Here is a 12,936-nt window from a genome sequence, read left to right on the forward strand (position 1 = left end):
ATCCCTACGTACATTGGTACCCGTGGCGCAGCTTCTACTGATCGAGGATGACGCACGAGTCCGCACCGCGTTGATCCGTTCCCTGACGGACCTGGGGCACCAGGTGACGTCGGCCCCGGACGCGATGAGTGGCCTCCGCGGCGCGGTCGACGATCCGCCGCACCTCGTCGTGTTGGACCTGGGACTTCCCGACCTGGACGGCAGCGAGATGTTGCGCATGTTGCGCGGAGTCAGCGCCCTGCCCGTCATCATCGCCACCGCCCGCGACGACGAGGAGGAGATCGTCCGGCTCCTCGGAGCCGGAGCAGACGACTACCTGGTGAAACCCTTCACCGCACGTCAACTCGACGCCCGGATCCGGGCCGTGCTACGGCGAAGCGCCCTCGCCGAGCCCACGGTGTCGACCGTGAACGTCGGCCCGCTGACCATCGACCCTCGGGGACGGGATGCCCGCCTCGGGGAGCGGACCCTGGACCTCAGCCCGCGCGAGTTCGATCTCCTGCACTACCTCGCCGTCCGGGTGGGAGAGGTCGTCAGCAAACGTGAGCTGCTGCGGGAGGTGTGGTCCGAGCCCTACGGCGGGGCCGACAAGACGGTGGACGTGCACGTCGCGTGGCTTCGCCGCAAGTTGGGGGAGTCCGCGCAGCGACCACGCTTCCTGCACACGGTGCGGGGTGTCGGCATCAAGTTGCTGGCACCCCCCGACGACACCGTCGTGGGGCCGGCGTGAGGCGCCGACTCACACTGCTGGTGGCCGCGACGGTCGCCCTCGTCATCCTGGCCTTCGCCCTCCCCATGGGTCTGTTGCTGCGCAACGCGGCGGTCGAACAGAACCTCAGCCGGGCCTCCCAGGACGCCGAGGCCCTGACCGCGCTCGTGGCCACCGCGGACCGGACCACCGTTGAGGCGTCGGTCGCGCAGGTGAACGCGACCGGGGAGTACCCCGTCACCGTCTTCTGGCCCGACGGCACCATCCAAGGAGAGGAAGCCCCCCGATCCCAGGCGGTGGACCTCGCCGCGACCGGTCGCAGTATCACCGCGGAGGCGCCGGACGGGCGGGAGATCCTGTTCGGTGTCCAGGGGCCGGACGGCGACATGGCGGTCATCCGGTCCTACATCTCCGACGATCAGCTCGCCGCCGGAGTGGGACGTTCCCTGGCGATCGTCGCCGTGCTCGCGGTGGCCCTCCTGGGCTTCGGCCTGCTGCTCGCGGACCGGGTCGCCCGCCTACTCATGGAACCCTTGGGAGAGCTCGCCTCAGTGTCGCACCGACTGGGCGCGGGAGAACTGGACGCCCGGGCCACCGTGACCGGCCCGCCCGAACTACGCGAGGTGGGTTCGGCGCTCAACGGCCTGGCGGGACGCATCCGTGACCTCCTCGCCCTGGAACGCGAACGCGTCGCCGACCTGTCCCACCGCCTCCGCACCCCGCTCACCGTGTTGAAGCTGGAAACGGAGTCAATCCGGAACAGCGAGGAACGCGAATCGGTGGAGACGGCGGTGGCCGACGTCGAACGCGCGGTCAACGCGGCGATCAACGCCGCCCGCTCCCCACGCCCGACCGACGGCGCGAGTGACGCCGCCGCCGTGGTCGCCGAACGCGTGGAGTTCTGGTCCGCCCTCGCCGAGGAGACAGAGCGCCACGTCCAGTCCGATCTCGCCCCCGGGCCCCTCATGGTGCGGGCCAGCGGCGAGGAGCTGTCGGCGTCCATGGACGCCTTGCTCGGCAACGTCTTCGCCCACACGCCGGACGGCACCGGTTTCTCCGTCCGCCTGTCCGCCCGCACCCAAGGCGGCGCCACCATCGAGATCACTGACAACGGCCCCGGATTCCCCGACGAACACGTCACCGAACGCGGCCACAGCCAAGGCGGATCCACCGGTCTCGGCCTCGACATCGCCCGCCGCACCGCCACCAACTCCGGTGGCGAAGTCACCCTCGGCACCGGCACGGGCGGCCACGGAGCCCGGGTCACCATGGAACTCGGCCTCACCACGGAGCGGGGGTAACCTCCTCAGCCCTCCTCGCCTGGGGACCGGCTGGTGTCAGGCGGCTTCGGGCACCCTCCACACGGCGGGTGTTGCGGCCGTGGGGCCGAACCACTCGCGCAGGACCCGCGCCCATGGGTTCGCCGGTACGTCGGGGTTGAGTACGGCGGTGGCTACGCAGTACTTACTGAGGCGGATGGGGTGGGCGCCCAGGGAGCGCATGAGACGGTCCACGGGGTTGCCGGGTTTGGTGGCCTTCGTCTCGACGACGACCATGGGGCCGGCGGCGACTCGCCGGTCGCCCGAGGAGCACACGAGGGCGGTGTCGCAGGTGACGCGAGTGCCGGCGGCGCGGTCGATCAGCGTGTGTCGACGGTACTCGGTGCGGGCGCGGGCGGCCAGGTGTTCTGGGACCTCGACACCGTAGGCCGCGTCGAGCACCTCGGCCACGAACTCCTGGGCGCGGGCGGTGAGGCGGTCGGCGTCGTCCATCGCGTAGGACATCCGCCGCTTCACCGTGGACTCACGGGCGCCGCGTAGTTTCACCTCGAAGGAGCAGTCGCCGGTGTCCAGGTATGCGCGGGTGCGGATCTTGAAACGGCGTCGGCGGCCCTGGCGGTGTTGGTGGTAAGTGAGCAGGGACGGGGTGTCGAAGTAGGTCGAGCCGTAGCGGAAGTGGCGCTGGCCGTCGATTGCCAGGCACGCCCACTCCGGCCGCTGCGCCAGGGCGGACAGCAGGTGGGCGTGGGTCGCCGGGGCGATCAGGTACTTGGTGTCCACACGCGTCTGCAGGCCTGCCCGGTCGTTGATCTCCTCCAGCCCCACGCCGGGCAGCGTGTCCAGGGACAGTGACGGAACACGGCGACTCACCGGAAACGCTCCAACGGCTGGGTGTGCCCGTACGCGGGGGACGGGGCGGCCAGGGGGCGGGCTTCCGACTGTTCCTGGGCTGTGGCGGATGGGGCGGCCGGTACGGTACCGGTGGCCTGGGGGCGTGGCACCCGGAATCGGACGTCAACACGCATCGTGTCCCGCACGTAGTCCACCATGCTGACGTCGACGCGCAGAATCTCCCCACCCAAGCGTTGGCGCAGGTCGGCGCGGAGGGACGCGTCGTCGTGGTGCACGGTGTCCAACATGAGAAGCCGCCGTTCCATGCGGCGTCCCACCCGCGGATGGTCGGCGACGAACATGGTGGCCAGCAAGAGCAGGTTGAGTCCGAGCATCAGTAGGGGCATCGAGGATCCGATGCCGTTCACCAACCCCAGGGCAAGGGCGACGAAGAAGTAGCCGACCTCGCGGTGGTTGATCTCCTCGGAGCGCAGCCGCAGGATCGACAACACCCCGAACAGTCCGAACGCGACCGCCATCCCCACCTGTTGGCTCATCATCAGCGCGGACGCCGTGAACACACCCACGTTCAGCGCGATGTAGGCGAGCATGAGGTCGGGGCGGTGGTGGCGCCGGTAGTAGATAGCGGCGGACAGAACGGCGATCGAGAACAGATTGATCGGCACCGCCAACAACAGCGCCACGGTCACGATGTCCTCCAAGTCGAGTGAGCTTGCCGGTGAACATCGTGAACGCTACGAGCCGCGGGGTTAAGCGCCGACTAAGACACCTATAAGAAAACCGCCCGTCACTTCCCGGTGTTGTCCCGTTCGGTGTGCGGGCGCGGGTCCCACGCCGCGAGCGACCGCACCACGTCGTCCAACGGCGCGTGCACGTTGCGTTCCTCGATCCGCAGCGCCCTGCGGGAGTGGACATGACGTTCCCGCTGCCCTCGGTCGAGGTCAGCGCGCGCCGCGTCCGTCAGGCCGATCCCCAGAAAACACCGGGACGAGTTCTTTCCACGAGCGGAGGGCGCCGTCAGAACCAGGGACTCCACCCCTTCCCACGTCACCCAGATCCCCCGTCCGGAGAACACCACGCCCGGATAGGCCCGCGCCGTGCGTACCCAGATCCCCGAGGAGTCCGCGGCCAGCAACGGGGCGGCGCGCACCCACTGGACGATGAGCACCACGGACGCGGCCACCAGGAGCGACGCCACCGTGTGATAGCCGAGGGTCCAATCGCGTCCAACCGGGGCGGCGTCCGGTTGCACAGACGCGTAGAGCAGCATGAACACCCCGCCCGCTGGCCACAGCAGGGTCGTGGCCAGCGGACGCAACGCGGGCCACACACGCACGGGTCGGTCACGCGGGATCGACGCCACAGGACGTGCGAGTGTCGGGCCGTCAATCGCCACCTGTTTCGCCTGGGTCTCCACGGCCGCCCGCCGACGGCCCAGGAGCACCATCAACGACGCTGTCAGGGCCATGAGTCCAATCGCGGCGGGCAGGCTCCAGGCAGGAAACACGGGTCCTCCTCGGACGTGGTCACTCCGCCGACGAGATCGCCCTGCGGAGCCCTATCAGGACCGCGGCGGCGACCCCGAGCGTAATCGCCAGCGCCACGGACATCCCTCCCAGCGGATACCCACCGGACGTCGGGGCGTCATGGGCCGCGGTGACCGCGAGGGCCGCACCGTCGTCCACGAAGACGAGTGTCCCGGCGCTGTCCACCGCCGGCGCGGTGGGCGCCACGAGTTCGGTCTCCAGCCCTGGACTGGGGTAGGAGGCCGCGTCGGAGCCGCCTCCGGCGATCACCTCTGGGGAGCCGGAGCCCGCGTGGCGCAGCACCCGTCCCGAGCCGCTATCGGTCACGTACAGAATCTCGCGGGGACCCACGGCCAGTCCTGTCGGTGTGAACGTTCCCGGGACGTCGTCGGTGTCGAACATCGTCGACGGGCGGCCCGACGCCGCGACGCGCACCACGATGTAGGCCGAACCGGTGTCCACGGTCGCGTACACCATGTCGGAGTCCGGGCCGGTGGCGAGCGCGATGATCCGTTCGTCGGGGCCCGCCAGGGCGTGGGTGGTGAACGGCATGAGCATGCCGTCCTCGGACAGGGTGTACACCTCGCGCTGACTGGCGAAGTAGGTGTCATCGCCGTTGCCCGCCAGGTGCAGCAGCCGTGGTGGGCCGGCGCCCTCCTCCAATGCGGAGAATGTCATCCCGATGGCGAGCGACCGTGGCGTCCCGTGCTGGTCGATCCGGTACAGCGTCCCGTCGTTGAGCACGTAGCGGTAGGAGTCGCGGCCAGCGACGATGGAGGGAACCTCGTCCCCGTCCGGCACGGACACGGCGTCTCTCTCGTCCCACAACAGGGAGCCGCCGTCAGACCCGGTGAACTCCACGGTGCCGCGGGAGCCGAGGGGACTGAGCGCACCTGTCTCGGTCACCGTCATCGCCGTCACCGAGGCCAGGCTCGTGTCCTCACGTATCGACAGGACCGTGCCCGCCCCGTGACCGTTGTCGTTGACCTCGAGGCGGCCGGGGGCCGCCAGCCGTATGGGGTCGGTCGCGACGTTTTCGCGCAACTGCCACGCCGATCCGGTGTCGTCACTGACCACCAGTCCGCCACCCAGCCCGTGGGCTACCGTGTCGCCGGTGACCGTGGGGTGCACGACGGGCGGTCCGTTCTGGGGGACGGCGACGAGGCCGCTGTCCCCGACCGCGTACACCGTGCCCTGCTCGTCCACCGCGACATCCCGGGCAACGGTGTCCTTCTCCTCGTAGGGAACGCCCAGCTCCCACCCCGAGGAGGGGTAGAGGGTGCGGGACGCGGAGCCGTCCTCGACGGTGACGACGGCGTCCCCCGTCGCCGCGTATAGGACGCCGTCCGGTCCCACGTCCAGCCCCGTGACGGGCCCGGGCAGGGCCGCGGTGACGGAGTCGATGTCGGCGGAGTCGGGGTCGATCTCGTGGATCTCGCCGGACGTGGACCCCACGAACAGGGTGTCCTCGTTCGCGGCGAGGGTCAGTTCATCGCCCGCGGGAGCCAGTTCGCCGCCGGGGACGAGCGTCTCGATCTCGCCTTGGTCGATCCTGTGGATCGCGCCCGCCTCGTCGCTGACGAAGGTGCGGTCAGACGTCGCAGACGCCACGTCCTGGGGCTGGTCGATGGGGGTCTCGGCGGCGCGCTCCCCGTCCTCGGGCGTGCCGGGCTCGCCCGTCCCCGCCAGGACGCTCTTCGATCCAGCGGCGTCCACCTCGAAGACGAGGGAGGAGTTGGAGTCGGCGACCACCACGACCCCGGTGTCGCGCGCGGCCACACCGGTCACGTTCGGTGACGGAACATCGTCGAAGTCGGCCCACTGCGTCAGGGGCACGACCTCGGGCAGGGTGACGGATCCGTCCGACCACGCGGGGGCCGCCGGCAGACCGGGGGTCACGATCACGGAGGAGAGGAGTGAGAAACCCATAGCTGCGCGCAGTGTGCGTTTCATGACGCATCCTCGCTTCTTCCGTTGTTTCGCGTGCACAAGAATGCCACCGTGCACGGCGATTGCCAATGAATCTGTCCGCTATTGGTCGGCGCTGCCCCATGCTGAGCCGCCTGGATCCGCCGGTGCGGAAGGTTCGCGGCGACCACTCGCAGCGGTCTCACCGGCCGCTGGCGGCGGCCTTCCGGCGAACGACCAGGAGGAGCCCGGCCGCGGCGCCGATCACCGCGACCGCCGCGAGCGACATGGTCAGCATCGACTTCGGTCCGCCGATGGCGGGAGCGTTGGACGCGTTTGGAAGCATGTAGACGGAGCTGTTCGCGTGGAACACGAGGTTGCCCGCAGCGTCCACGGCGGGCGCGGCGGGGGATCGCAGTGTCGTCTCCAGGGCTGGAGTGGCTTCTGTCGACGATGGGTCCGCCGGTTGTTCCTCGCTTCCAGCGATGACGGCGGGCTCCCCGCCCAAGGTGGGGGTGTAGCGCACTATGCGCGAGGACCCCTGGTCGGTCACATAGAGTTCCCCGTTGGGCCCTACCGCCATTCCGTTCGGCGTGAAATCACCGGGGATATCGTCGCCATCGAATACGTCGCTGGGTTGACCACCAGAGTCGATCTTCTGGATCGTGGTAATCGAGGCCGTCTCGACCGCGACGTACACGCTGGCGTCACGTTGGTCGACGGCCAAGGCGAGAATCTCGCCGTCCAGGCTGGTCTCGTCACTGAAGAACGGTGAGAGGAGCCCGTTGACCTTCATCCGGTACAGCCGGCGCTGATCCGCGACGAGGAACTCGTCAAGGTAGCGCGCCATGTGGCTCAGTTCCGGAGGGGCGGCGAACGTGTCCGATTCGGCGACACCATGGGGGATGGACGACTGGTACTCTCCCTCGATGAACCTGTGAATCACTCCCCCGGCGAGCACGAAACGTGTGCCGTGCTCACCGCCGACGATCGATCCGCTCGGTGAGGGGGCTCCGGCGACCTCCTCCGGGAACGTGATCGTCGCCCATTGACGGGACGCGGAGAAGTTCGTGACGCCCTCGGAGCTGAGCACACTGACCTCCCCGTCGGATCCGATGGTCATGGAACTGACATCCGCGCGGATTTCGTCGCCCAGTGCGACGAGCGCGCCGGCGGTGGCTTCCTCGGGAAGCGTGAGTTCGACGTCATCCCGGGAGGAGAAGAGGATCGGATTCGATTCCTGGCTGGACGTGACCTGGTAGGCGGTGTTCTCGTGAGCCGCGACGACTGTTTCGGAGCCCTCAGCGGTCGCGACCGCGTGTCCCCTGATGGTCGGACGTACGAAGGTGATGGCGGAGGGCGGGACGACCACCAAGCCGTCCTCACTCGCCGCGTAGACGGTCGCGTCGGAGCCCACCGCGACGTCCATGAACTCGGCCGACGACGGGAACGCACCAACCTCGACCAGAGTCTCGGCGATGGTCACACCGTCGACACGCACCACCGCGGTCCCCTTGGCGACGTAAATCTCGTCCCCCGGCCCAACGTCCAGCCCATTCACGTGCCCGCCGATCTCGTAGGTTTCCACGATCGTGACCTCGTCGCCGGAGAACTCGACCTCGTGCACCTCGCCCCGATTGGTGCCGACGTACAGAGCCGACGGCCCCGTGGCGAGTGAGATGACCTCCCCGGACACGACATCGTCGTCAGCGGAGATCACCGTGGAAGCCTGATCGTGCTCCACCGCGTGGACCGCGCCGTCGCCGTCGGCGACGTAGGTGATGCCGTCATCGCCACGTGCAACGGCGCTGGGCTCTGTGATCGGAGTGTCAACCACTGGCCCCTCGTCGTCACTGGCGCCCGCCTGACCGGTACCGATGACGGTCGTGGCCTCACCCGAGGAGTCCACTTCGTACACCGTGTTTTCTCCGGGCACGGCGATGACCGCCGTGCCGTCGGCACCGACGTCGATCGCTCCGATGTCCGACTCGCCAACGTCACCGGGCACGTCGTCCTGGTCAACGAGGAGAGGGGTCATCTCCGGCGCCGCGTAGGTGTCGGCGAACGCCGGAGCGGCCGCCGGTCCGGTTCCGAGCACACCGAGCAGGGACAAGCCAACGATCATCGGGAAGACGCGGCGCATGGACCAGCCTCGATTCGCGGGATTCCCGCTTAGGATGCCACCACGGCCTAATGACTGCCAACAAAAACGGCCATTAGTGGACACGGGGTCGCACCGTGACGCCCAGCGCACGGCGGTTCCCCGATGGCGCCGCTTCTGCCTCGGGTGCGGTCGGGTACCCGAGGAGCCGTGCGGCGGACGTCCGCTACCAGCCGCCCGGGTCCGGCACGTCCTCGCAGGCTTCCCGGTGGGGGTTGAAGTCGCCGTCGGCTTCGTAGCACAGGGGAGTGCGGTAGAGGAGCCCCTGGTCGACGACCTCTTCGGGGGCGTAGCTGAGCGCGCCCTGAGTGGGGGCGTCCGGAAGGACGACCGTGAACTCCTGGACCGGGTCGTCCGGAGTGAGGACGGCCAGGTCGGTCTCCTCCGCGGGGCGCAGCAGCGAGTCCTCGGCGACCCCGACCGGGTCGACGCCGCCGGGATGGGCGTAGTGGAAGAAGTCCTGGGATCGAACCGTGTACTCGCCCTCGTCAGGGAGGTACTGGCTGGTGAAGGCGATTTCGACGTCGTCGCCCTCGGCGCGCGTCTCCCCGGCGGTGAGTGCGGCGACCCCCGCCCCGTCCACCACGACGAGGAAGGTCGCGCCGTCCAGACGGGTGTAGCTGAGCCCGGCCGCGTTGCCGAAGGGGTCGACGGCGACGCTCGGTGCGGAGTCCTCCTCCGACCCGGACGCGGGGGCGGCCTCAGCGACACCCGACGTTGTCAGAGCGTTGACCGCGTATCCGCCGACGCCGGCGCCGAGGATCGCGCCCACCCCGGCGAGGGCGAGCAGCCCTATGGTCAGTGGTCGAGGCACAGCGACTCATTCCTCCATCCAGTCCACGGTCGGAGAACCGTCCGTGGGACACGGTGACGTCTACCCGCAGTTGTCGAGATCGGCCTCATCGCCGTGGAACGGTTGGAAGTCACCGCCCACCTCGTAGCAGAGTCCCATCGGTGGGAACCCCGTCTGGCCCGGTGCGTAGTCCGAGCCCTGCAGCCGCACCACTCCCCGCTCTGGGGCGTCGGGCACGGTGAACCTGATGGTCTGCGAACCCGACCACGCGTCCACGTCGCCCGTCAGCGCGCCCTCGGCGGCGTTGGCCGGCCCGTCCTCGGTCAGGACATGGAAGTTCTGCCCGGTGAGCAGCCCGGTGAGCGCGCTCTGGTAGGTGGCGAGAGCGGTGAACTCCACGCCGTCGTCGGTGGACTGGGCGTCGACCATCTGCACGACCCAGACGGGCTCGTCGTCCTCGCCCAGTACGATCGTGTCGTCGCCGTCGATGGCGCTGACCTGGTAGCCGTTGACCTCGGCCGGGAGTCCACTGGCGTCGAACGGCTCCTGCCCCTCCGGCGCGTCCGCGGAAGCGTCGGGGGCGGGCTGCTCGTCGGCCACGGCCTCGGCGGCGAAGGGCCCCACGTCATACATCGCGTAGCCAACCGAGGCCGTGCCCAGCACCAACGCGCTCACGGCGACGACCAAAGCCGGCATGCCGCTGGACGTGGGGGCCTGGGGTGGGGCCGGGATCTCGGTCCAGTCCCGGGCGAAGAGCTGGCCGAGGGCCTCGTCCGCGGCCACGGGTTCGGTCAGGTCTCCCTCGGCCCACAGGGCGTAGACCGCCGACAGCGCCTCGGTGGCGCTGGGGCGACGTTCCGGGTCCCGGCTCAGCGCGGCACGTACCAACGGGCGCAGGGATTCGGGAACGCCGTCCAGGATGGGCGCCTCTTCGGTGACCCGGTAGGCGAGGATCTCCGGAGCGCCGGTTCCGAAGGGTTCCCTGCCGGTCGCGGCGAACGCCACCAACGCGCCCCAGGCGAACATGTCGCCCGACGGGCCGAGTTCCGCCCCGCCGTAGGCCTCCGGAGCGATCCATCCCGGGGTCCCGGCCACGCCCCCGGTCGCGGTCAGGGTGTCGTCGTCGGCCGCGCGGGCGATACCGAAGTCGAGAACCTTGGGCCCGTCCGGAGACAGGATCACGTTCCCCGGCTTGAGGTCGCGGTGGACGACACCCGCGGCGTGCGTGGCGGCGAGAGCCTCCGCCGTGCCGGCGGCCAACCCGAGCAGCATCGGCCCCGTGAGGCGACCCCAGTCCTTGGTGTACTGCCACAGCGTCGGGCCGGGAACGTACTCCGTCACCAGCCAGGGCCGCTCCGCGCGAGGGTCGGAGTCGAGGACACGCACGGTGCAGCGACCGCGTACCCGATCGAGCACCAGGGCTTCGCGGGAGAACCTGGCCCGGAACTCGTCACTGCGGGCGTGCGTGGCGTGGACCATTTTCACCGCAACGCACTGGCCGGTGCGGTCCGCCGCGGCGTACACCGTGCCCATGGCGCCCGAGCCAAGGCGTCCCACGACCCTGTATGGCCCGACACGGGCCGGGTCGTCACCGGACAAAGGGCGCAGGTCCGTCGGGACGGCACCACGGGTAAACCGAGAAGAGGGGGGCATGGATCCGCTTCGCAGACGGGGACAACTTCAGGCAGTTTACGACGATGCACATGCCCTCGAAGACCGTTTTGGTCGATTCGATCGGGGTTATGAAGGCATGATCACCGTGAGCGTCGTTTCGGGGCGGTGTAGATCACATTGGGCGACGGTGATGTGGCCGCTGGGTCACGGTTGGCGCCGCGTTTCGGTCGCTTCCCGCACAGAGGTTCGGCTCCCGCCCATGGGTGGGGGCCGGGTAGTCCACTGTGACCTGCGTCGACGGACAACCTGGTGGCGGGCCCCGAGGAGCTGCTCGGCGCGTCCGCGCCGATGATGGGGCCGGTGTGGTGGGCAGGGGGTGTGGAGACTGTCCGTGTTCGGCCACCGTCAGTGACCCGCCCCGCCCCGCCGTAGGGAGGCCCCGGGGAAAGGAATGGCATATTGCGGCGGACCCAATATCCGGCCACCAGGTCGACGAATGTTGGATCGACGCGTAGCCGGGACGGGGGTGAGGAGCCCGGCATGTGGGAACCCGCCGCGCCGCTGGCTCCAGGGGCCACCATGTGAGCGCGGTGGTCGGCCTGGGGTCGTTCGGTCCGCCCCCCAGGCTTCGTGGCGCGCGTCGGTGTGGGTGAGACGTGGGGAGAACCCGCGCCGCGTTCGCCCGGAGATCCGCCGCTCGGTGCGGGAATCGTATGGTCGGGGTGCGGGGCATACGACCCGTCCTTCCCACCGGAGGCGTGGCGCACGGCTTATCGTTCGTGGTCCGGCGCCGGACGAAGAGGACCACTCCGACGGCCGCGCCGATGCTCACCAGGATCGCGAGGTTGATGGGGGAGAACAGCCGACTCGCGAGGGCACGGTCCTCGGCGGCGTGGGGCACGGCGTTCGCGACTCCGTCGTTGACGAAGAACAGAGTGCCGTCGTCGTCGATCACGGGGCTGTGGGGATCGGTGATCGCAGCGTCCTCTAGTGGGAAGGGCTCCTCCGCGGGGTCGCGGTCCTCCTCGGCGTCCCCAGCGATCACCATCGGCTCCTGGTCGCTGAAGCGGCGGAGGATGTGCCCGGACGCGCTGTCGGTCAGGATGACGGTTCCGTCGGTGTGGACGGCCATGCCGTCCGGCCTGAACCCGTCGCGCACCAGGTCCGGATCCAGTGCGAACACCTCGTGGTCATCACTCGGTGGACGCCGCTCCGAGAGCGAGCGTGGAGGGGCCCTGTCGGAGCCGTAACGTGTGAGTGCGCCGTCGCTCAGGAGGAAGACGGAGCCGTCGTCGGCCACTTAGGTATCGGGTGTGTCGGAGGTGTCCAGAGGCGGATTCGACGGGTCACCGATCTGGTACGTCGCGCCGTACGGCGACATCTCGAAGATTCCGTTCTGACTGCCGAGGACGAGGGCGGCGTCGGCACCACCGAGCGCCAGCGAGAGAACCGACCCGACCTCTTCCTCCCGTGGGAGTGCGACGACGTCACCCGCACGGCCTGGACTGTCCCCCAACACCGCGCCTAGGTCCACGGAGGAGGTGACGGGCGACGGGTGACATCTTCCTCGGAGCCACCTTCCTGAACTGCGGCGGCGGGGAGATGGCGCAGTGTTCCCGGTGTCGTCACCACACACCGTCCTCGCCCGCCGTGACCGCTTCGCCCCTCATCGCCGGGCGCAGCACCGTGTCCTCGCCATCGGCGGGCACACTCACCAGACCCTCGTCGGTGAGAACGTGGACCGAGTCGTCGGCACCCGCGGCGACGTCGATGGGGTCGAACTCCGTGGTACTGGCTCCTTCGGCATCAGGGACGTCGAACTCGACGCTCTCTTGCTCCTGACGGTCGTTCGCGGGGTGGCTGGATCCTGGCCCAACGCCGGGAAAACCGGTTCGGTGTCCCGCTACCGCGGGGTTCCGCCGGTCCGGTTCGTGGCGGCGGTGAGGGACTCCACCATGCCGGCGAGGATCGCCTCCCCCGCTCCAGCGGGTGGAGACGGGTGAACGCCTGCTGGAAGGTCTCGAACTGGGCGCGCGGCGTGACACCGGCCTCCTCTTGGGTGGCGCGTCGGTAGGACCAGCTCGCCCAGGGGT

At 69.4% G+C, this 12,936-nt stretch carries 11 protein-coding genes; 3 read left to right on the forward strand and 8 right to left on the reverse strand.

The genetic code is table 11. The features are described 5' to 3' along the window. The first annotated feature begins 22 nt into the window (after positions 1-22). Positions 23-730, forward strand: a complete 708-nt coding sequence (locus J4H86_RS23695; protein ID WP_236540475.1) for a response regulator transcription factor — start codon at positions 23-25, stop codon at positions 728-730. Further along, positions 727-2,010, forward strand: coding sequence for a sensor histidine kinase (locus tag J4H86_RS23700; RefSeq protein WP_236540476.1), 1,284 nt, complete (start codon positions 727-729; stop codon positions 2,008-2,010). The genes J4H86_RS23695 and J4H86_RS23700 overlap by 4 nt, the downstream gene beginning before the upstream one ends. Before the next feature lie 36 nt (positions 2,011-2,046). Here the strand turns inward: J4H86_RS23700 and J4H86_RS23705 are convergent, their stop codons facing one another. The 8 genes from J4H86_RS23705 to J4H86_RS23740 form a co-directional block, all read right to left on the reverse strand. After that, positions 2,047-2,859, reverse strand: a complete 813-nt coding sequence (locus J4H86_RS23705) for a polyphosphate polymerase domain-containing protein (RefSeq protein WP_236540477.1) — start codon at positions 2,857-2,859, stop codon at positions 2,047-2,049. Beyond that, positions 2,856-3,530 carry a DUF4956 domain-containing protein gene (locus J4H86_RS23710; protein ID WP_236540479.1) on the reverse strand — a complete coding sequence of 225 codons (675 nt, stop codon included), beginning with the start codon at positions 3,528-3,530 and terminating at the stop codon, positions 2,856-2,858. Before J4H86_RS23710 ends, J4H86_RS23705 begins: the two co-directional genes overlap by 4 nt. A 98-nt stretch (positions 3,531-3,628) precedes the next feature. Further along, the gene (locus J4H86_RS23715) at positions 3,629-4,348 is read right to left on the reverse strand and encodes a hypothetical protein (protein ID WP_236540480.1); all 720 of its coding nucleotides are present in this window, start codon (positions 4,346-4,348) and stop codon (positions 3,629-3,631) included. A 19-nt stretch (positions 4,349-4,367) separates the two neighbouring features. Then, entirely contained in the window at positions 4,368-6,296 is a 1,929-nt protein-coding gene (locus J4H86_RS23720) for an NHL repeat-containing protein (protein WP_236540482.1), read from the reverse strand. A gap of 181 nt (positions 6,297-6,477) precedes the next feature. Further along, a complete protein-coding gene (locus J4H86_RS23725; RefSeq protein ID WP_236540485.1) occupies positions 6,478-8,418 on the reverse strand; it encodes an NHL repeat-containing protein in 1,941 nt (646 codons plus the stop codon). A gap of 184 nt (positions 8,419-8,602) precedes the next feature. Beyond that, positions 8,603-9,250, reverse strand: a complete 648-nt coding sequence (locus tag J4H86_RS23730; protein WP_236540487.1) for a hypothetical protein — start codon at positions 9,248-9,250, stop codon at positions 8,603-8,605. A 60-nt stretch (positions 9,251-9,310) separates the two neighbouring features. Further along, on the reverse strand, positions 9,311-10,786 hold the full coding sequence (locus J4H86_RS23735) for a serine/threonine-protein kinase (protein ID WP_236540489.1): 1,476 nt from the start codon (positions 10,784-10,786) through the stop codon (positions 9,311-9,313). A 1,357-nt stretch (positions 10,787-12,143) separates the two neighbouring features. Further along, positions 12,144-12,359, reverse strand: a complete 216-nt coding sequence (locus J4H86_RS23740; RefSeq protein ID WP_236540491.1) for a hypothetical protein — start codon at positions 12,357-12,359, stop codon at positions 12,144-12,146. A gap of 94 nt (positions 12,360-12,453) precedes the next feature. On the opposite strand from J4H86_RS23740, the gene J4H86_RS23745 reads away from it, so the two are divergent. Beyond that, a complete protein-coding gene (locus J4H86_RS23745; protein ID WP_236540493.1) occupies positions 12,454-12,846 on the forward strand; it encodes a hypothetical protein in 393 nt (130 codons plus the stop codon). Positions 12,847-12,936: the final 90 nt, after the last annotated feature.

It is taken from the genome of Spiractinospora alimapuensis (assembly GCF_018437505.1).
In the GTDB taxonomy this organism is placed as follows: Bacteria; Actinomycetota; Actinomycetes; order Streptosporangiales; family Streptosporangiaceae; genus Spiractinospora; species Spiractinospora alimapuensis.

Bases quoted from the DNA above. Each gene is read 5' to 3' on its own strand.
- J4H86_RS23720 (WP_236540482.1), bottom strand. From the start codon at position 6,296: ATGGGTTTCTCACTCCTCTCCTCCGTGATCGTGACCCCCGGTCTGCCG.
- J4H86_RS23725 (WP_236540485.1), bottom strand. From the start codon at position 8,418: ATGCGCCGCGTCTTCCCGATGATCGTTGGCTTGTCCCTGCTCGGTGTG.